We start from the raw sequence: 19,804 nt of genomic DNA, 5'->3' as shown, positions 1-19,804 counted from the left end.
TACGCGCTGTTCCCGCACATGAGCGTGCTGGAGAACGTCGCCTACGGCCTGAAGGTGAAAGGCATCGGCAAGGCCGAACGCCTGAAGCGCGCCGAAGAAGCCCTCGGCATGGTCGCCCTGGGCGGCTACGGCGTGCGCAAGCCGGTGCAGCTCTCCGGCGGCCAGCGCCAGCGCGTTGCCCTGGCCCGAGCCCTGGTGAACCGCCCGCGCGTCCTGCTGCTGGACGAACCCCTCGGTGCCCTCGACCTCAAGCTGCGCGAGCAGATGCAGAGCGAGCTGAAGAAGCTGCAGCGCCAGTTGGGCATCACCTTCATCTTCGTCACCCACGACCAGAGCGAAGCGCTGTCCATGTCCGACCGCGTGGCCGTGTTCAACAAGGGCCGCATCGAGCAGGTCGACACCCCGCGTAACCTCTACATGAAGCCAGCGACTCCGTTCGTGGCCGAGTTCGTCGGCACCTCCAACGTGCTGCGCGGCGACATCGCCCAGAGCCTGACCGGCAACGCCCAGCCCTTCTCCATCCGCCCGGAGCACATCACCTTCGCCAACGGCGAGCGCGCCACCTCGGACATCGAGATCAGCGGCCTGCTGCACGACATCCAGTACCAGGGCGCCGCGACCCGCTACGAGATCCGTCTCGACAACGGCCAGAACCTCTGCCTCAGCCAGGCCAACAGCCAGTGGGCCGACATCGACCTCGCCCACCAGCCGGGCCAGCGCGTGACCGCTCGCTGGGCGCGCGAGGCGATGGTGGTGCTGAACGAGGGCGCGTGAGATGGAACTGACGATGAATGCAGCGCTGCCGGCGGCCAGCAATGGCCCGCTGCGCCGCCTGTCCAACCTGCTCTACCGCAAGCCGACGCTGTACCTCTCGCTGCTGCTGATCCCGCCGCTGCTGTGGTTCGGCGCGATCTACCTCGGCTCGCTGCTGACGCTGCTGTGGCAGGGTTTCTACACCTTCGACGACTTCACCATGACGGTGACGCCGGACCTGACCTGGGCCAACTTCGGCTCGCTGTTCAGTGGCTCCAACTTCGACATCATCCAGCGCACCGTGCTGATGGCCGTCGCGGTGTCCATCGCCAGCGGCGCGGTGGCCTTCCCCATCGCCTACTACATGGCGCGCTACACCACCGGCAAGACCAAGGCGTTCTTCTACATCGCCGTGATGATGCCGATGTGGGCCAGCTACATCGTCAAGGCCTACGCCTGGACCCTGCTGCTGGCCAAGGGCGGCGTCGCCATGTGGTTCGTCCAGCACCTGGGCCTGGAGCCCGTGCTGAACCTGCTGCTGGGCATTCCGGGGATCGGTGGCAACACCCTGTCCACCTCCAGCTTCGGGCGCTTCCTGGTGTTCGTGTACATCTGGCTGCCGTTCATGATCCTGCCAATCCAGGCCTCCCTGGAGCGCCTGCCGCCGTCGCTGCTGCAGGCCTCGGCGGACCTCGGCGCGCACCCGCGGCAGACCTTCTTCCAGGTGATCCTGCCGCTGTCGATCCCCGGCATCGCCGCCGGCTCGATCTTCACTTTCAGCCTGACCCTGGGCGACTTCATCGTGCCGCAACTGGTGGGCCCGCCCGGCTACTTCATCGGCAGCATGGTCTACGCCCAGCAGGGCGCGATCGGCAACATGCCGATGGCCGCCGCCTTCACCCTGGTGCCGATTGTGCTGATCGCCGTCTATCTCTCCATCGTCAAACGTCTGGGGGCCTTCGATGCACTCTGAGAAAGCTTCCTGGGGGCTCAAAGCAGCTGCCTGGGGCGGGCTGGTGTTCCTGCACTTCCCGATCCTGATCATCTTCCTGTACGCCTTCAACACCGAGGACGCGGCCTTCAGCTTCCCGCCCAAGGGCTTCACCCTGCACTGGTTCAGCGTCGCCTTCGCGCGCCAGGACGTGCTCGAAGCCATCGAGCTGTCGGTGAAGATCGCCAGCGTCGCCACGCTGATCGCCATGCTCCTGGGCACGCTTGCTGCCGCCGCGTTGTACCGCCGCGACTTCTTCGGCAAGGAAGGCATCTCGCTGATGCTGATCCTGCCGATCGCCCTGCCCGGCATCATCACCGGCATCGCGCTGCTGTCGGCGTTCAAGACCCTCGGCATCGAGCCGGGCTTCCTGACCATCGTCATCGGCCACGCGACCTTCTGCGTGGTGATCGTCTACAACAACGTCATCGCGCGTTTCCGCCGCACCTCGCACAGCCTCATCGAAGCCTCGATGGACCTGGGCGCCGACGGCTGGCAGACCTTCCGCTACGTGATCCTGCCCAACCTCGGCTCGGCGCTGCTGGCCGGCGGCATGCTGGCGTTCGCGCTGTCCTTCGACGAGATCATCGTCACCACCTTCACCGCCGGCCACGAACGCACCCTGCCGATCTGGCTGCTCAACCAGCTGGGCCGCCCGCGCGACGTGCCGGTGACCAACGTGGTGGCGATGCTGGTGATGATCGTGACCATGCTGCCGATCCTCGGCGCCTACTACCTGACCAAGGGTGGCGAGGGCGTGGCGGGGAGCGGCAAGTAAGCCAACAGAACCCCTCAGGCCCGCCGGCTCAAAACCGGCAGGCCCCTAAAAAGAAACACCCAACCGAATTTGCACCACGTTCCTGACCAAGAGGACTCAACCATGCAAACCCACCTGCTGATCAACGGCCAACTGGTCGCTGGCGAAGGCGAGAAGCTCGCCGTCCTGAACCCCTCCCTGGGCACCACCCTGGTGGAAATCGCCGAGGCCACCCCGGCCCAGGTCGACGCCGCCGTGCTGGCCGCCGATGCCGCCTTCGACAGCTGGTCGCAGACCGCGCCGAAAGACCGCGCGATGCTCCTGCTGCAACTGGCCGACGCCATCGACGCCAATGCCGAGGAACTGGCCCGCCTGGAGTCCAACAACTGCGGCAAGCCCTACGCCGCCGCGCTGAACGACGAACTGCCGGCGGTGGCCGACGTGTTCCGCTTCTTCGCTGGCGCCTGCCGCGTGATGCAAGGCTCCGCCGCGGGCGAATACCTGCCGGGCCACACCTCGATGATCCGTCGCGACCCGGTGGGCGTGGTCGCCTCCATCGCGCCGTGGAACTACCCGCTGATGATGGTCGCGTGGAAACTCGGCCCGGCCCTGGCCGCCGGCAACACCGTGGTGCTCAAGCCCTCCGAGCAGACCCCGCTGACCGCCCTGCGCCTGGCGCAGCTGATGGCCGGCATCTTCCCCGCTGGCGTGGTCAACCTGGTGTTCGGACGTGGCCCGAGCGTCGGCGAGCCGCTGACCACCCACCCGAAAGTGCGCATGGTGTCGCTGACCGGTTCGGTCGCCACCGGCAGCCGCATCATCGCCGGCACCGCCGACACCGTGAAGCGCATGCACATGGAACTGGGCGGCAAGGCCCCGGTGATCATCTTCGACGACGCCGACATCGACGCCGCCGTGGAAGGCATCCGCACCTTCGGCTTCTACAACGCCGGCCAGGACTGCACCGCCGCCTGCCGCATCTACGCGCAGAAAGGCATCTACGCCAAGTTCGTCGAGAAGCTCGGCGCAGCGGTTGCCAGCATCCAGTACGGCGAGCAGGACGACCCGAACACCGAGCTGGGCCCGGTCATCACCGAACAGCACCTGGAGCGCGTGATCGGCTTCGTCGAGCGCGCCCGCCAGGTGCCGCACATCGAAGTGGTCACCGGCGGCAAGCGTGCCGACCGCGCAGGCTTCTTCTTCGAGCCGACCGTGCTCGCCGGCGCCCGCCAGGACGACGAAGTGGTGCGCCGCGAAATCTTCGGCCCGGTGGTTTCGGTCACCGAGTTCGACGACGAAGCGCAGGCGCTGGCCTGGGCGAACGACTCCGACTACGGCCTGGCCTCCTCGGTGTGGACCAGCGACATCGGCCGCGCCCACCGCCTGTCCGCGCGCCTGCAGTACGGCTGCACCTGGGTCAACACGCACTTCATGCTGACCACCGAGATGCCCCATGGCGGCATGAAGCTGTCGGGCTACGGCAAGGACATGTCGATGTACGGCCTTGAGGACTACACAGCCATCCGCCACGTAATGATCAAGCACTGATTGGAGCGCGGCCCAACAGTACGGTGAAAAAAGCAACCAGCGGACCAAGGTCCGCTGGTTCAACGGCACCCCGCTCGACCGGGGCCGCCGCGCGGCCACGCATGCCGCAACCCCTTCCGGCAGGGAAGGGCAAAACCATGACAGCCCTGCCCCGGGCCATCACCTTGCAAGGACTTCCCATGACCATCACCCGCCGCGACTTCCTCAACGGCGTTGCCCTCACCATCGGCGCGGGCCTCACCCCGCTGCAACTTCTCCAGGCCGCTCCGTCCGGCCGCTACTACCCGCCTGCCCTGACCGGCATGCGCGGCAGCCATCCCGGCGCGTTCGAGGTCGCGCACCAGATGGGCTGGGAGAAGAAGGTGTTCGACACCGATGGCCTGAAGATCGAGGAGCAGTACGACCTGGTGGTGGTCGGCGGCGGCATCAGCGGCCTGTCCGCGGCCTGGTTCTACCGGCAGAAGCACCCCAAGGCGCGCGTGCTGATCATCGAGAACCACGACGACTTCGGCGGCCACGCCAAGCGCAACGAATTCCAGGCCGGCGGCCGGATGATCCTCGGCTACGGCGGCAGCGAAGCCTTCCAGTCGCCCAAGCACCTGTACAGCGACACGGTCAACAACCTGCTCAAGCAGCTCAACGTCGACGTCGACCGCTTCGAAACCGCCTTCGACCGTGACTTCTACCCGAACCTGGGCCTGTCGCGCGGCGTGTTCTTCGACAAGGCCGGCTTCGGCGAGGCGAAGATGGTCAGCGGCGACCCGACGCCCATGGTGGCCGACGACATCGCCCCGGAAAAACTCAACGCCCGCAGCTGGCGCGCCTTCATCGGCGACTTCCCGCTGCCCGAGGCCGACCGCCAGGCGCTGATCGACCTGCACGAAGCACCCAAGGATTACCTCGCCGGCAAGACCCGCGAGGAGAAGGAAGCGCACCTGGCCAAGACCAGCTACCAGGACTTCCTGCGCAAGGACGTCGGCCTGAGCGAAGCCGCCACCCGCTACTTCCTCAGCCGCACCAACGACTTCTCAGCGCTGAGCATCGACGCCGTCTCCGCCGATTCGGCCTACTCCGTGGGCTTCCCCGGTTTCGGTGCGATGGACCTCTCGCCGATCAGCGAGGAAGCCAGGTCCGAGATGGAAGAGCCGTACATCTACCACTTCCCCGACGGCAACGCCTCGCTGGCGCGCCTGCTGGTGCGCGGCCTGATCCCGGGCGTGGCGCCGGGCAAGGACATGAACGACATCGTCCTGGCCACCTTCGACTACTCGAAACTGGACCAGCCCAAGAACGCCGTACGCCTGCGCCTGAACAGCACCGCCGTGAGCGTGAAGAACCGCGACGGCGGCGTGGACGTCGGCTACAGCCGCGCCGGCGCCCTGCACCGCGTGCGTGGCAAGCACTGCGTGCTGGCCTGCTACAACATGATCATCCCGTACCTACTGCGCGACCTCTCCGCCGAGCAGTCCCACGCCCTGGCGCAGAACGTGAAGTTCCCACTGGTGTACACCAAGGTAGTGATCCGCAACTGGCAGAGTTTCATGAAGCTGGGCGTGCACGAAATCTACGCCCCCAGCCAGCCGTACAGCCGCGTGAAGCTGGACTACCCGGTGGACATCGGCGGCTACAGCCACCCGCGCGACCCGAACCAGCCCATCGGCCTGCACATGGTCTACGTGCCCACCAGCCCCAACACCGGCATGGACGCGCGCACCCAGGCCCGCGTGGGCCGCGGCAAGCTCTACGGCATGAGCTTCGAATACATGGAAGGCATGATCCGCGACCAGTTGCAGGCCATGCTCGGCCCGGCCGGCTTCGACCACCAGAAGGATATCCAGGCGATCACCATCAACCGTTGGTCGCACGGCTATTCGTACTTCTCCAACAGCCTCTTCGATGACGAGCAAGAGAGCGAAAAACTGATGAACCTGGCCCGCACCAAGGTCGGCAACGTCACCATCGCCAACTCCGATGCCGCCTGGGACGCCTATGCACATGCCGCCATCGACGAGGCCTGGCGCGCGGTGGGTGAACTGTCCTGATATCCCCGGCGCCACACCCTGCGTGGCGCCACATCCAACGGCCATCCGGCCGACAACCCGCGGGCACGCCCGCAACGGAGGCAAGCATGCGTCACCTCGTCAGAGCGTTTTACCTGCTGTCGCTGTTCACCTTTGCCGGTCTCGTACAGGCCGCAGAGTCGCCCAAACAGATCGTCGATGCCTACATGGCCGCGTGGAACGCCCACGATGCCGAGAAGGCCGCCGGCTACCTGGCCAAGGATGCGGAGTACTTCGACGTCACCGTCGGCACCCCGCAGAAGGGCCGCGATGCCGCGCGCGACAACGTGATCAAGGTGTTCGTAGGGGCCGTGCCGGACCTGAAATGGAGGATGAACGGCAAGCCGATCGTCGACAAGGACGGCATCGCCTTCCAGTGGACCTTCAGCGGCACCAACACCGGCGCCTGGGATGCCCAGACCCCGGCGACCAACAAGCCGCTGTCGTTCGACGGTGTGAGCTACGTGAAGGTCAAGGACGGCAAGATCGTCTACCAGGGCGATTACTACGACGCCCTCGGCCTGCACAAGCAGTTGGGCTGGTAACGGAAACGCAGGGCGCATAACCCGGAGCGGGTAATCCGCCGTCCAGCGTGGCGGCGGATAACGCTACGCGTTATTCGCCCTACGGGTCGATATCCAGCATTTGTGTTCTACAGCCGCGCCAGAAGGCGCGGCTGACATAACAAGAAGACAAGCCCTCGCCTACCCCTGCCCTCCTCCGCCACTGCAGTGTCCGAATCCATGTCAACCACACTCGACAAGCGGCCCGCCAAGGCCGAAGACAGCTCCAGCACCCGCTCCACCATCGACCAGGTCAAGCAGCTTATCGCCGACCTCAATGTGCGCTGGACCGAGATCAGCAAGGTCTCCGAAGTCATCAAGCAGATCGCCAAGAACACCAACCTGGTGGCCCTCAACGCCGCCATCGAGGCCGCCCGCGCCGGGGAAAGCGGGCGTGGCTTCGCGGTGGTCGCCGATGAGGTGCGCCGCCTGGCGACCCAGTCGGCCAACGCCACCGCCGACATCGGCAACGTCGTCGCCTCGATCAAGAGCGAGAGTGCCAAAGCCCTGGCCGATGTCGAGCAGGCCGAGCGTTCCAGCCTGCTCGACACCGCCCGCGTGGTGCTGGCCAGCGAAACCCAGCGCCTGGAAGCGCGCTTCGCCGTGATGGCCACCGCCCTCTACGGCCTGAAGCACTTCATCCTCGGCATGAAGAGCCGCAACCTCGGCCCCCAGCGCGAGCAGATCGACGCAGTGATGCACGAATACCTGACCCGCAATCCCGAGCTGCTGGCCTTCGCCTGCGGGTGCGAGCCAAACGCCTTCGACGGCCGCGACCGCGAGTTCACCGACAGCCCCGGCCACGACGCCAGCGGCCGCCTCATGGCTTACTGGCACAGGGGCAGCGGCGTGGCCCAGCGCGAATGCCTGGTCGGCTACGACAAGGCCGACGGTAGCGGCGACTGGTACCAGATCCCCCGCGACAAGGGCCGCGACGTGTTTATGGAGCCCTACGAGTACAGCGTCGGCGGCAACACCGTGCTGATGACCTCGTTCATGTCGCCCATGTATTCCAACGGCCGCTTCCTCGGCATCCTCGGCGCCGATTACACGCTGCACCAGTTGCAGGAAAGCCTCGGCAAGCTGGCGCCGATGGGCAATGGTCGCTACGCCCTGCTCTCCAACGCGGGCGTCTACGTCACCCACGCCGACCCTAAGCGCCTGGGCGACAAGGCCAGCGAACTGCCGCAGGAGGCGCGCAACGCCATCGCCCGGGGCAAGGCCTGGGAACAGGTGAAAGGCCAGCGCGTGGAATTGCTGCAACCGATCCGCGTCGGCGACAGCGATGCGCCATGGGCGCTGCTGATGAGCTTCGAACTGGCCAAGGCCGGCGAGTAAGCACCGCACTGTTCGCCAGCAAGATCGCTCCTGCCAGGTCGGCTCCGGCGTTGGAGGCATCGGTAGGATCGAGCTTGCTCGCGAGCCTGGGCGTATGCCTAGGTCCTGTCCGGTAACTCGGTGATATGGATTTCCGTCACCAGCGCCGGCTTCGCCAGTGGCGTGCGCGACAGCAACGGACAGAAGCGCGAGAGCGCGCCGATCAGCTCCCACTGGGTATCCAGTGATTTCGACAGCACATCCACATCCGCGAGTACTCGCTGCCCCACGCGCTGCAGGTGCGGATCGGGGCTATGCCCAAGCTCCACCGACAACTGGGTGATCAGGGTGCTGAGGTTCGACATGTTGCGGGTGGCGAGGGCGAGGATGTTCGCCAGCAGGGCGATTTCCGATTGCGGGATGACAGCAGGCGTTGCAGAAGCGTCCATGCGTGCTCCAGTGATGCTCTGGTGGGTAGTGGCGCGATCCTTGCGCGAGCGCCCAGAGAGTAGCATCAGATCGCCATCTTGCGACAGATATCACATTTCATTTCTTTTCCTGACCATTGAGTCACCTCTTTCCTTCAGCCGCGTATTCCGCTCGTAAAGCGCGACCTGATGCTCATTTCCCCGTCCCAGCCCAGGAAACAGCTCGGCGCATTTGAGCCGAAAGGCCCCCGCTTCCTATGATCCGCGGCCATTTTCCAGCTTTGTATTTCTGCTCCTGCTGTATGGCGATCTGCCTGCGGCCTGAAGCCAGCAAGCCTCACCTCGCGTCACCCCTTGAAGATGTAGCCGATGGAACCGAACGCCAAAACTCCCTGCCCGCCAGATACATGGAACGACCCGAATGGCTCGCTTCCCGAAGCCCCCTCCGGCGAGGCAACAATGGGGGGCTCGTATGCAATCGACGAGGGCGAAACATTTCCCAGCGAGCCGGCTCGATCGGTTCCCACGGAAGCCTTGAGCTTCTGGGATGGCCCCGGTACCACCTACACACTGCCGCCGCGCCCGGTGGCCGCACTGCCTGCCCCGCTCCCCACAATCGCCCGGCCGGCTCCGCAGGTGCCGGTCGAGCCTCTGCCGACGGCCGAGCCGTACTTGCTGGCGCCCGTCCCCCGACCAGCCGTCAACTGGCCGCTGATCGCCGGCGTCATCGTCGGGACGCTGGTCACCGCTCTGCTGCTGGCGCTGTGGCAACCCTGGGCTCTCGATGATGAACTCAATCTCCCGAGCGAACCCGCGCCGGACAAGCTCTCGCAGGTAGAGCCCGGTCAGCAGGGCGTGGTGGACCGATCAGCGTCCCCGGCAGATAGCCTCGATACCGTCACCCAGGAACCCATGGACGACGGCCCCTTGGTCATTCCGCCATCCGAGCCGGTGCCGGAGGAACAGGCTGCCCCGCTCTCCGATGCAGCCGTACCGGCCACGCCGGCTACTCCCATCGATCCGGTTCAAGCAGCAGCACCAGCCCCGACGCCGGCGCCCCATGAGGTATCGGCTCCGGTGATGAAACGGCCGTCAGCTCCCATGGCCGCAGCCGAGCAGAAACACAAGCCTCATCCGCAGCGCACCCAGGCCATGCCCGTCACCGGCAGCAAGGCCATGAGCCCGACGCCACCTGGCAGTACGCCTGCGCCCGTCGCAACAGGCACCCTGAGCGTCATCGTTCAGCCCTGGGGCGAAGTCTGGATCGACGGCAGGAAGCGCGGCATCAGCCCGCCCCTGTTCAAGCTGCAACTGCCACCGGGAAGTTACCGAATCGAACTGCGCAACCCCGACCTGCCGGCCTACAGACAGGATGTGCAGATTTCCGCAGGACAATCCGTGACGCTCCGACACAGCCTCCAATAAACGTCGGCCGGCCCCCTTTGACCTGTATGGATCCCTCCATGAAGACTCTGCGCACTCTCTCGACACCGCTGCTGATCGCCTGCCTGGTAACGGTTTCCGCTTGCAGCAGCCAGCGCGAGGCACCGCCCGCACCACCTGCGGATGATGCCCAGGTACTCGCCGAGCACACCTTCGACGAAGGCCTGCGCGCATACGAGGCCGGGAATTACTACCTGGCCGAACAGACGTTCCTCTCGCCAGCCATCTGGCGCGCCGATGCGCAGGTACAACTGAAGGCCCTCAAGTACCTGGCGTTCAGTTATTGCGTGACCGAACGACCGATCCAGTGCCGCTTCGCCTTCGACCGCGCCCTGCAGATCGATCCGACCTTCCACCCGGGAACTGCCGAAGCCAGCCATCCCCTCTGGGGACCGGTGTTCGTCCAGGCGGCGCGCCGTTGAACCTCTCTCCTGATCGCGAGACTTCCATGCCGCTTACTCACCGGCTACGCCGCTACCTCCTGTCGCTACCGCTGCTGTCGGTGCTACCGCTCGCCCAAGCCGAAACGCATGAAAGCCTGAACTCGGCTGTCGAGAGCCTCTGGAGCGTCGAACAGGTTTCCACCTCCGTGCTGGGCTCCCATTTCACCCCGCAGGAGTCGAAAGCCGGCACCGAATACCGCACCGACGTGAAGAACGCGCCGTCCTACCTGGAAATTGCCGGAGAGGCCGCCTCGGTGGTGATCGGCAGCAAGCGCTTCGACGCCATCGACACGCCCTGGGGCAATTTCCCACGGCTGGACATGCGCAACACCCGCCTATTGGACATCAAGCTGCCGAAACGCCATTACCAGGTACTGGCGGGCCCCGGCACCGGTCTGTTCGGAGCTGGCGACTGGCGACTCTACGGCTTTCTTCACGTTGTCGACGTCAGCACGCCCGCCCCCACTTACTATCCGCTTTATGCCGAGGCCTCGCTGGGGGAACACCTGCTGGGGCGCCTACCCGGTTCTGCCGTGCTGAACTATGCGCGTCTGGTTCCCGTCGACCGCGGCCAGACCGGAGAAGCCGAAGCCTACGAAGTCACACTGTATGCCCTGGCGCGCGCGAGACCCGAGCCCGTGCTCAGGAACGGCGTGCCGCTGGCCTATTCGCTGAAACACGAAGGGGACACCTGGGTCATCAACAGCGTAGACAGCACGCCAGTGACCACCGCGCTCGACGAAGAGAAGCGCTCCTTCACCACCCCGCTGCGCCCAGCGCTGTTCCAGTTCAAGGAAAGCGTCCGCAGATGATCGGCAGCCACCGGTCTGGTGGCTGCCGCAGAACGTCCAGGGAGTGAGCCCGTCCGGCCTCAGGCCTGCCCGAAGGCCTTGCGTTTGGGCGTACCTCGTTGCGCGGCGCGCAGGTATTGCGCCGGCCACGGCACCGGCTGCCCGCCCAGCTCATCGGCGGCGTGCAGCGGCCAGTACGGATCGCGCAGCAGCTCCCGGGCCAGCAGGATCAGGTCGGCCTGCCCGGTACGCAGGATGTGTTCCGCCTGCACCGGTTCGGTGATCATGCCGACGGTGCCGCTGGCGATACCGGCTTCCTTGCGCACCCGCTCGGCGAACTGCGTCTGATAGCCCGGCCCCACGGGAATCTCGGCGTTGGCCGCAGTGCCACCGGAAGACACATCGATCAGGTCCACCCCCAGGCCCTTCAGGCGCCGTGCCAGCTCAACGGTCTCGTCGGGGTTCCAGCCGTCCTCCACCCAATCGGTGGCGGACAGGCGGACGAACAGCGGCAACTCCTGCGGCCACACCGCACGCACCGCCTCGGTGATTTCGAGGAGGAAGCGGATGCGGTTCTCGAAGCAGGTGCCGTACTGGTCGCGCCGCTGGTTGGAAAGCGGCGAGAGGAACTGGTGCAGCAGATAGCCATGGGCGGCATGCACCTCGGCGATCTTGAAGCCGGCGGCAAGGGCCCGCTCGGCGCCGCGCACGAACTGATGCTTGATGGTCGACATCTGCTCTTCGCTCAGGGCGATGGGCGCGGTGTGCTGTGGGTCGAAGGCGATGGCCGAGGGCGCCACCGGTGTCCAGCCGCCTTCGCTGATCGGCACCGAGCCGTGCTTGCCCAGCCAGGGTGCCCAGGTACTCGCCTTGCGTCCGGCATGGGCCAGCTGCACGCCGGCCACCGCGCCCTGGGACTCGATGAAACGGGTGATACGCCGCAGCGGCTCGACCTGCTCATCATTCCAGATGCCCAGGTCCTCGGCGCTGATCCGCCCTTCCGGGGCGACCGCCGTGGCCTCGACTATCACCAGGCCGGCGCCGCCGACTGCGCGGCTGCCCAGGTGCACCAGGTGCCAGTCGTTGGCCAGGCCGTCCTGGGCGGAATACTGGCACATGGGGGATACGGCGATACGGTTGGACAGGGTCAGCTGGCGCAGGGTCAGGGGCTCGAACAACTGGCTCATGGTGGCACTCCCTCGGGTCTTCAGAACTTGTCACTTCAACTGTAGACCGGGATCGCCTAAGGATAGGTCCCGACGATAGGTGGCCGCCGCCGACCACTGACGGAGCCTGGCGGGTTCAATGCGCACGGCCCGCTATTGCACTGGCTGATGCATGAACGAAGCTTTTGCGCGAAATCTCGGCTCCGCCAGGGCCGATGGCGACGCGCTGAGCCGGCCTGCAGGCCGGATCGCGGGAGATGACTCGCTCCCACAGGGGAGCCACCGTCGTCAGTGCAACTCGCTCGACTTGCCCATGGCCGCCACCGCTCCGGCTGCCAGGCTGTAGCGCTTGTTCTCGTCACGTTCGAGCAGGCCGGAGAGGTGCAGGCGGCGCAGCGTCTGACTGACGCAGCTGAGGGAGATGGGCAGCCCTGGCTCCTCCAGGTAAGCGTGCAGCTCTACGGCAGTCGCCTTGCGGCAAGCCACCAGCGCATCGAGGATGTTCAGCCGCGGCAGGCTGCTGCGCAGGCCGGCATGTTCCAGCAGTTGCCGGGCCGGGCGCGGCAGGCGTGGGCGGATCACCGGACTGGCTTTGATCGCAACTCTCATGGGCGCACCTCGAAGGACAGGGTGGAAACGTGGATCACGCTGTCGTAGCGCTTGCCGTCGACGCTGGCACCGCCGTTGACCTGGGCCGAGACCTCCAGCACGTAGCGCGCCGGGAACGGCGTGGCCAGGGTCACGGTGCCGTCGGCTGCCGGCTTCAGGCTGCGGCTCCACTGCTCGGAGGTGTACACGTTGACCTGCGAGGCCGGCACCACGGTGCCCTTCCAGTGCAGGGCGAAGGTATTGCCGCCGGGCGTCGTGGGCACCAGCTCCAGATCATTCTGCGCCCGGGTCTCGGTGCGTCCCTCGCGGGCCTGATAAATGGTCAGGGTGCTGCCTTCGGCACGCTGGGCGGTGACGCGCAGGTCGCCCGGCGGCACGGCGCCGATATCGAAGGACTCGACGCCAGCCTTCATCGGCGCCGTCTTGCCCTCGCCGAGCACGACGTGAGCGTTCTGCAACTGGGTCACCGGCAGGTGCTCGCCGGGCTGCTGTTCGCTGAAATAGCTTTTCGCGCTCTGGCCTGCATTGCGCTCCAGCCACAGGTAGTCCGCGTTGGCCAATGGCGCACAGCTCAGCGCCACGGCCAGCAGCGTGAGCTGGCGAAGGTAGAAGGTCATGCGGTTCTCCTGTTGTCTGGCTGAAGTTCGCTTCCGTTGCGAATCGATCGTTTTCACATACAAGACGGATGAGCCGCAAAAAACACGCACAGAAAATGTGTAAAGAAATGGAAAAGACCGCGAAAACCGCACCGAAACATTTATTTGCAACTGCAGATGGCCGGTTTTTCGATCTCATCCGTCCTTACTCCTAGAACACCGCTGCGACTGGGTGTCTTCGCGCCTCGCCGGCCTTGTCCGGCGGGGGCCTTTTCCATTGCCTTTCCCTTGTGTGGCCGTGATTCCCCATGTCCAAGAAATCCCGCTCCAGACTCTGGTTCCTGGTCCACAGCTGGCTGGCCCTGCCCATCTGGTTCTTCGTGTTCCTGGTGTGCATCACCGGCACCCTGGCCACGGTGAGCCAGGAGATTGTCTGGCTGGCCGATCCGTCCGTGCGCGCCAATCCGCCGGATGATGACGCCCAACGCCTGGGCTACGACCAGGTACTCGCCGCCATGGCCCAGCAGCAACCGCAGGCCGCCGTGCGCATGATCAGCGCACCCAGCGAAATGCATTTTGCGCTGCGAGTCAGCGTCACCTATCCCGACAGCGCTACCGCCATGCTCTACGTGAACCCCTACACCGGGGTCATCCAGGGCAAGATGCCGCTGTTCGACTTCCGCCAGTTCACCCGTGCGCTGCACGGCTGGTGGCTGGTGCCCTTCAACCACGGTTTCAGCTGGGGCTGGTACCTGGTCTCGCTGCTCGGTTTGCCGATGCTCGCCTCGCTGGTCACCGGCCTGGTGGTGTACAAGCGCTTCTGGCGCGGCTTCCTCAAGCCGACCCTGCGCCTGCGCCTGCGCCAGGGCGCGCGCATCTTCTGGGGCGACATGCACCGGCTGATGGGTATCTGGTCGATCTGGTTCATCGCGGTGATTTCCATCACCGGCACCTGGTTCCTGATCCAGGCGGTGCTGTTCGACAACAGCATTTCCATCTCCAGCGAGGGCGTACCGACCATCATCCAGCGCGACAGCATCCCACTGGGCGTGGACGGCAAGGCGCCACCGCGCATCGGCCTGGACGCCGCCGTGCTGTCCGCGCAGCAACGGATTCCCGGCTTCGAGCCGACCTTCTTCCGCCTGCCCTCCAGCGCCTACGACCCGGTGACGATCTTCGGCAAGGCCTGGTACCCGCTGATGTCCGAAAGCGCCCAGGTGAACCCCTATGACGGCAGCATCGCCTCGACTCGCCTGCTGGGCGACCGCTCGGGCCTGGAGTTCGTCACCGAGTCCATGCGCCCGCTGCACACCGGCGATTTCGGTGGCGTGTGGGTCAAGCTGATCTGGTTCGTGTTCGGCCTGATCCTCAGCATGATGGTGCTCAGCGGCCTGATGATCTGGAGCAAGCGCACCCTGATCGCCACCGCCAAGGAACTGAAGAAGCAGAAAGCCCGCGAGCGCATCGCTGTCGCGGCCACCGCGGAGGCCAGCCAATGAGCAGCAACAGCAAGCTGCGCCGCCTATGGCTGCGCTGGCGTTTCCACCTCAGCGCCCTGCTGGTGCTGATTCCCCTGGGCTTCATGCCGCAGTACTTCCACGAGGCGAAACTGGACCGTGGCCTACGCGGCCTGGGCGAGCGCGAGATCGGCAATCTGCAGGTCGGCCCCTGGACCGCGCGCATGGCCGAATGGGAAGTCGGCGAACCGGAAGACGAAGGCCGCGCCGGCTTCGTCAAGGCCTTTACCCTGGCCCTCTGCGACAGCTGCTCTGCACAGGTGAAGGCCGCCTACCTGCGTATCGGCGAACCGCGCAGCCTGCGGGCCGCCGGCGGGCTGTTCGCCGGTACGCCGCACCAGCAGTTCGCGGAAGTCACGATCCCGGCTCGGGTCACCCCGGCCGACAAGTTGTGGCTGACCGTGGAAGGCTGGGATGGCGCCGTGCACCAGGCGCAGATCCCTCTCGACCAGGCCTCGCCTTCGCTGGTGGCCTGGCTGGAAAAGACCCGGAGCAATCGATGAAAGCGATCCTCAAGCACAGCGCCCTGCTGCTCGGCCTGGGCGCCAGCGCCAGCGCTCTGGCCCACGCGCCCTTCTGCGAATGCACGGCGCTGGATGCCGAGACCATCCGCTGCGTTGGCGGCTTCACCGACGGCAGCGACGCCCCGGGTGTGACCCTGGACGTGATGAGCGCCGCCGACAACCGGGTGCTGGCCCCCGGCAGGCTGGGCGCGGATTCCAGCTTGACCTTCAAGCGCCCCGGCGAGGACTTCTACATCCTCTTCGATGTCGGGCCGGGCTATCAGGTGGAAGTCGAGCCGAGCGAGATCCGGGGGCTCTGAGCGCAATCAGCCGAGCCCCCGTCCGGGAAGCGAGGGTGCGCCAATAGCGGCGCACCGTCCCTCAGGCAGCGGAGGACTCGCCCTGCCCCGGCAGCACCAGCGCGGCCGGCACTGAGCGTTGACTCCTGGCGGCCAGCCAGTAGTAGGCCAAGGCCGGCAGCAGCAGGCCGATAAGCCAGGAGATATCCACGCCCCCCAGCGTCTCCACCAACGGGCCGGTGTAGAAACCGCTGTCGATGAAGGGCATCTGCACCAGCACACCGAAGCAGTAGACGCCGATGCCGGTCCAGTTCCAGCGGCCATAGCGGCCGTCGGGATCGGACAGCGCGGGGATGTCATAGCGCTCGCGGGTAATGCAGTAGTAGTCCACCAGGTTGATCGCGCTCCACGGCGTGAAGAACGCCAGCAGGAACAGCAGGAACGACTTGAACGCGGCCAGGAAAGAGTGCTGCCCGGCCAGCGCCAGGCCGGTGGAAAGGCCGACGATCACCAGCACGAACAGCAGACGCTGCAGGTGCGTGACCTTCAACTGGCCACGGAAGCCGCTGATGATGGTGGCGATGCACATGAAGCTGCCATAGGCGTTCAACGTCGCGATGGTCACCTTGCCGAAGGCCACGCTGAAGAACAGTGCGGACGCCATCATGCCACTCGCCCCCAGGCCGACCACGTAAGCCACCGGCTGCCCGGAGAACTCCTTGCCGGCCAGCGCCGCGGCGAACACGCCGAGGACCATGGACGTCTGCGAACCGAGCACCGAGCCCAGGCCCACCGCGAAGAAGGTCTTCGGCGACGAGGTTTCGCTCGGCAGGTAGCGCGAGTAGTCCGCCACGTAGGGCCCGAAGGCGATCTGCCAGGACGCCGCCAGGGAAACGGCGAGCAGGAAGGTGTTCCAGGCGAAGTGGCGGTTCTCCAGCAGCACGCCGATGTCGTTGACCGACAGCAGACGCACGAACAGGTAGGCGAAGGCGACGATGCCCAGCACGCTGGCGGCCTTGCCCAGCCAGTGGATCACCCGGTAACCGCAGACTGTCACCGCGACGATGACCGCCGCGAACACCAGGATGCCGACGGTATCGCTGACATGGGCCAACTGGCCGATGGCCTGGCCCGCCAGCACCGTGCCGGTGGCGTTGAAGCCGACATACATCACGCAGACCAGCACCAGCGGGATCACTGCGCCGAACACGCCGAATTGCACGCGGCTGGAGATCATCTGCGGCAGACCGAGCTTGGGCCCCTGGGCGCCGTGCAGCGCCATCACCACGCCGCCGAATATCTGCCCGATGAGCAGGCCGATCAGCGACCAGAACACATCGCCGCCCAGCACCACCGCCAGCGCGCCGGTGACGATGGCGGTGATCTGCAGGTTGCAGCCGAACCACAGGGTGAACTGGCTGAACAGGCGGCCGTGCCGTTCAGCCTGGGGAATGTAATCGATGGAGCGGGTTTCGATCAGGGACTTACCAGCCATGAAGCGTTCTCCTCGCCGCCGGACGTTCGCCCAGCCGCGCTGTTGTTGTTATGCACAGCGTTTCCTGATTCGCCGGGGCGGCAGCGGAGGCCGCCCCGTACCTGCCGTCAATGGCGGGCGGCATCCAGCACGGCGCGGGAGATGATGATCTTCTGCACCTCGGAGGTTCCCTCGAAGATCCGCAGGATTCGCGCGTCGCGCACGAAGCGCTCCAGCGGCAGGTCGCGGATGTAGCCGTAACCGCCGTGCAGTTGCAGCGCGGCGTCGGTGATGAAGCCGCAGGCCTCGGCGGCGAACAATTTGGCGGTCGCCGACTCGAGGCTGAAGCGCTCGCCGCTGTCACGCCGCGCGGCGGCCTGCTGGGTAAGCAGGCGCGCGGCCTGGAACTGCGCGTGCATATCGGCGATGCGCCACTGGGTGCCCTGGTAAGCCGACAACGGCTTGGTGCCGATCTGCCGCTCATCCACCCACTTCAAGGCGTACTCCATGGCCGCGCGGGCGATGCCCAGCGACATGGCGGCGACTTCCACGCGGCCGCGATCCAGCACTTCCATGGCGGTGCGGAAGCCCTGGTTTTCCTCGCCCAGCAGCGCATCCGCCGGCAGCCAGCAGTCCAGCGCCAGCTCGTAGATGGTGCTGCCGCGCAGGCCCATGGTCTTTTCCGGGTTGGCGAAGGTGACGCCGGCGGTGCCCTTGGGAATCAGGAAGGCGCTGATGCCACGGGCGCCGGCCTCCGGGTCGGTCTTGGCGTAGAGCACGATGAAGTCGGCTTCGCGGGCATTGGTGATGTAGTGCTTGCTGCCGCGAATCCGCCAGCCGCCGGTCTCGCGCACGGCACGGGTGCGCATGTCCGCCGGGTTGGAGCCGGCTGCCGGTTCGGTCAGGCCGAAGGCGCCGAGCAGCTCACCGCTGGCACAGCGCGGCAGCCATTCCTGGCGTTGCTCCTCGGTGCCGCCGATGAGGATCGAATCGGTGGCGAGGAAGTGTGCGGTCAACGCTGACGCAGTGGAGGCGCAGGCCGCCGACACCGCCTCGACCACCCGGCTCATGGCCAGGCTGCCGATGCCGAAGCCGCCATAGGTTTCCGGCAGGTTGATGCCCATGAAGCCCAGCTCGCCGAGGGCCTGCAGGCTTTCGGCGCAGAAGGCCTCTTCTTCGTCATAGCGCTGGGCGTTGGCGGCCAGCACGTCGCGGCAGACCCGCTCGGCGGAGTCGACGATGGCCAGTTCGGTGGCGTCGATGTCGAAGTTCATTGCACAGCTCCTGCTTTATTCGTGAGGCCGAACGCGGCATTGGCTTCGCCCAATCGGGGAGCGCGCGTCGCGGCGTGGGGCTTGCGCCCGTTGAAGTAGACCGGTTGCGGCACCAGTGGCGGCTGGCCGTCGCCCGGCTGCACCAGCAGTTGGCGCACCTGCGCCTGTTCGCTGCCGGTGGCCTCGGCGAGGTTCCATACCGGCGAGGCCGGCACGCCGGCATCCAGCAGCAGGTCGCAGGCCTGCTCGACGCTGCGCTGGCCGGTCCAGGCCTCGATCTCGGCACGCAATGCCTGTTCGTTGCGGGTGCGCGAGGGGTCGTCGGCAAAGCGCGGATCGTCGGCCAGTTCGCCGCGGCCGATGCTTTCGCAGAAGCGCCGGAACAGCTTGTCGCTGGCCACCGCGATCACCACCAGGCCGTCGGCGGCGCGGTAGGTGTCGAACGGCGTCGACACCGGGTGGCGGTTACCCACCAGCCCCGGCGCCCTGCCGTGGGCGAACAGGTTGGACAGGCCGGTCATCTGCAGGCTGACCAGCACGTCGAACATCGCCACGTCGATGTACTGCGCGCTGCTGCCCTGGTGCTCGCGGGAGAACAGCGCGCTGCTGATCGCCCAGGCCGCATAGACGCCGGCGCACAGGTCGCCGAGTGCTTCGCCGCTGCGGGTCGGCCCGGTCTCGGGGAAACCGCTGACGCTCATCAGCCCGGACATCGCCTGGGCGACGATGTCGTAGGCCGGGCGGCGCGACAGCGGGCCGTTCTGGCCGAAACCGGAAATGCTCGCGTAGATCAGCTTCGGGTTGTGCTGCCTGAGGCTGTCGAAATCGATGCCCAGGCGCTGGGTGACGCCGGGGCGGAAGTTCTCCACCACCACGTCGGCGTCCGCCACCAGGTCATAGAAACGTTGCAGGTCTTCCGGCGCCTTGAAGTCCAGCTCGACGCTGCGCTTGCCGCGGTTGATCAAGCCGAAATAGACACTTTCGCCGTCCTTGAACGGGCCGAGATGGCGGCTGTCGTCGCCGTGCCCCGGCACTTCGAACTTGATCACTTCGGCGCCGAGGTCGGCAAGCATCGCGGTGCAGTGCGGCCCGGCCAGCACGCGGCTCAGGTCCAGTACGCGCACGCCGTTGAGCGGCTGCGGTGTGGGCAGTTCAGTCACATTGCTCATGCTCGAGTCCTCAGCCAGTGATCATCGGCAGGTTCAGGCCCTGTTCCTTGGCGCAATCGATCGCGATCTGATAACCCGCGTCGGCATGGCGCATCACGCCGGT

Annotated in this window: 21 protein-coding genes; 13 read left to right on the top strand and 8 right to left on the bottom strand. The window is 66.2% G+C overall.

The window, feature by feature from the left end; all coding sequences use genetic code 11:
- The 7 genes from A9513_RS12565 to A9513_RS12535 form a co-directional block, all read left to right on the top strand.
- The coding region (locus A9513_RS12565; RefSeq protein ID WP_065084929.1) for an ABC transporter ATP-binding protein at positions 1–774 on the top strand (774 nt) is incomplete at its 5' end.
- 13 nt (positions 775–787) lie between these two features.
- The gene (locus tag A9513_RS12560; protein ID WP_089285880.1) at positions 788–1,726 is read left to right on the top strand and encodes an ABC transporter permease; all 939 of its coding nucleotides are present in this window, start codon (positions 788–790) and stop codon (positions 1,724–1,726) included.
- Positions 1,716–2,522 carry an ABC transporter permease gene (locus A9513_RS12555; RefSeq protein WP_024766933.1) on the top strand — a complete coding sequence of 269 codons (807 nt, stop codon included), beginning with the start codon at positions 1,716–1,718 and terminating at the stop codon, positions 2,520–2,522. The genes A9513_RS12560 and A9513_RS12555 overlap by 11 nt, the downstream gene beginning before the upstream one ends.
- 102 nt (positions 2,523–2,624) lie before the next feature.
- Positions 2,625–4,049, top strand: coding sequence for a gamma-aminobutyraldehyde dehydrogenase (locus A9513_RS12550; RefSeq protein WP_065084927.1), 1,425 nt, complete (start codon positions 2,625–2,627; stop codon positions 4,047–4,049).
- Between the two features lie 179 nt (positions 4,050–4,228).
- Entirely contained in the window at positions 4,229–6,091 is a 1,863-nt protein-coding gene (locus A9513_RS12545) for an FAD/NAD(P)-binding protein (protein WP_065084926.1), read from the top strand.
- 86 nt (positions 6,092–6,177) lie between these two features.
- Complete coding sequence (locus A9513_RS12540; protein WP_065084925.1) at positions 6,178–6,654, top strand: ester cyclase; 477 nt, start codon at positions 6,178–6,180, stop codon at positions 6,652–6,654.
- A gap of 198 nt (positions 6,655–6,852) precedes the next feature.
- A complete protein-coding gene (locus tag A9513_RS12535; protein ID WP_065084924.1) occupies positions 6,853–8,010 on the top strand; it encodes a methyl-accepting chemotaxis protein in 1,158 nt (385 codons plus the stop codon).
- Positions 8,011–8,108: 98 nt separating this feature from the next.
- On the opposite strand, the gene A9513_RS12530 is transcribed toward A9513_RS12535, so the two are convergent.
- Positions 8,109–8,438 carry a hypothetical protein gene (locus A9513_RS12530; protein WP_024766938.1) on the bottom strand — a complete coding sequence of 110 codons (330 nt, stop codon included), beginning with the start codon at positions 8,436–8,438 and terminating at the stop codon, positions 8,109–8,111.
- A gap of 513 nt (positions 8,439–8,951) precedes the next feature.
- On the opposite strand from A9513_RS12530, the gene A9513_RS12525 reads away from it, so the two are divergent.
- The 3 genes from A9513_RS12525 to A9513_RS12515 are packed head-to-tail and all read left to right on the top strand — an operon-like array spanning position 8,952 to position 11,115.
- The gene (locus tag A9513_RS12525) at positions 8,952–9,842 is read left to right on the top strand and encodes a hypothetical protein (RefSeq protein ID WP_065327402.1); all 891 of its coding nucleotides are present in this window, start codon (positions 8,952–8,954) and stop codon (positions 9,840–9,842) included.
- 38 nt (positions 9,843–9,880) lie between these two features.
- Positions 9,881–10,282, top strand: coding sequence for a TssQ family T6SS-associated lipoprotein (locus tag A9513_RS12520; RefSeq protein ID WP_083196103.1), 402 nt, complete (start codon positions 9,881–9,883; stop codon positions 10,280–10,282).
- 26 nt (positions 10,283–10,308) lie between these two features.
- The gene (locus A9513_RS12515; protein WP_065084922.1) at positions 10,309–11,115 is read left to right on the top strand and encodes a hypothetical protein; all 807 of its coding nucleotides are present in this window, start codon (positions 10,309–10,311) and stop codon (positions 11,113–11,115) included.
- A 59-nt stretch (positions 11,116–11,174) separates the two neighbouring features.
- Here the strand turns inward: A9513_RS12515 and A9513_RS12510 are convergent, their stop codons facing one another.
- From A9513_RS12510 to A9513_RS12500, 3 genes are all read right to left on the bottom strand, one after another.
- Positions 11,175–12,281 (bottom strand): NADH:flavin oxidoreductase/NADH oxidase, encoded by a 1,107-nt coding sequence (locus A9513_RS12510; protein ID WP_024766941.1) that lies wholly within the window; start codon positions 12,279–12,281, stop codon positions 11,175–11,177.
- Between the two features lie 267 nt (positions 12,282–12,548).
- Entirely contained in the window at positions 12,549–12,869 is a 321-nt protein-coding gene (locus tag A9513_RS12505) for a transcriptional repressor (protein WP_065084921.1), read from the bottom strand.
- On the bottom strand, positions 12,866–13,486 hold the full coding sequence (locus A9513_RS12500) for a hypothetical protein (RefSeq protein WP_065084920.1): 621 nt from the start codon (positions 13,484–13,486) through the stop codon (positions 12,866–12,868). The genes A9513_RS12505 and A9513_RS12500 overlap by 4 nt, the downstream gene beginning before the upstream one ends.
- Before the next feature lie 287 nt (positions 13,487–13,773).
- On the opposite strand from A9513_RS12500, the gene A9513_RS12495 reads away from it, so the two are divergent.
- Genes A9513_RS12495 through A9513_RS12485 form a run of 3 tightly spaced genes read left to right on the top strand, consistent with a single transcriptional unit; the run spans position 13,774 to position 15,805 of the window.
- On the top strand, positions 13,774–14,964 hold the full coding sequence (locus tag A9513_RS12495) for a PepSY domain-containing protein (protein ID WP_065084919.1): 1,191 nt from the start codon (positions 13,774–13,776) through the stop codon (positions 14,962–14,964).
- Entirely contained in the window at positions 14,961–15,485 is a 525-nt protein-coding gene (locus A9513_RS12490) for a thiamine pyrophosphate-binding protein (RefSeq protein ID WP_065084918.1), read from the top strand. Before A9513_RS12495 ends, A9513_RS12490 begins: the two co-directional genes overlap by 4 nt.
- On the top strand, positions 15,482–15,805 hold the full coding sequence (locus A9513_RS12485) for a hypothetical protein (RefSeq protein ID WP_065084917.1): 324 nt from the start codon (positions 15,482–15,484) through the stop codon (positions 15,803–15,805). The genes A9513_RS12490 and A9513_RS12485 overlap by 4 nt, the downstream gene beginning before the upstream one ends.
- A gap of 61 nt (positions 15,806–15,866) precedes the next feature.
- On the opposite strand, the gene A9513_RS12480 is transcribed toward A9513_RS12485, so the two are convergent.
- The 4 genes from A9513_RS12480 to A9513_RS36485 form a co-directional block, all read right to left on the bottom strand.
- Positions 15,867–17,279, bottom strand: coding sequence for a cytosine permease (locus tag A9513_RS12480; RefSeq protein ID WP_024766947.1), 1,413 nt, complete (start codon positions 17,277–17,279; stop codon positions 15,867–15,869).
- 107 nt (positions 17,280–17,386) lie between these two features.
- A complete protein-coding gene (locus tag A9513_RS12475; RefSeq protein WP_065084916.1) occupies positions 17,387–18,532 on the bottom strand; it encodes an acyl-CoA dehydrogenase family protein in 1,146 nt (381 codons plus the stop codon).
- Positions 18,529–19,701: a CaiB/BaiF CoA-transferase family protein gene (locus A9513_RS12470; protein WP_065084915.1), complete on the bottom strand. Its 1,173-nt coding sequence runs from the start codon at positions 19,699–19,701 to the stop codon at positions 18,529–18,531. The genes A9513_RS12475 and A9513_RS12470 overlap by 4 nt, the downstream gene beginning before the upstream one ends.
- Positions 19,702–19,711: 10 nt before the next feature.
- On the bottom strand, positions 19,712–19,804 hold a 93-nt coding region (locus tag A9513_RS36485), incomplete at its 5' end, for a hypothetical protein (protein ID WP_255302848.1).

It is taken from the genome of Pseudomonas sp. AU12215, assembly GCF_001675465.2.
Taxonomy (GTDB): Bacteria; Pseudomonadota; Gammaproteobacteria; order Pseudomonadales; family Pseudomonadaceae; genus Pseudomonas; species Pseudomonas nitroreducens.
This window is presented reverse-complemented; position numbering and strand designations above follow the sequence as displayed.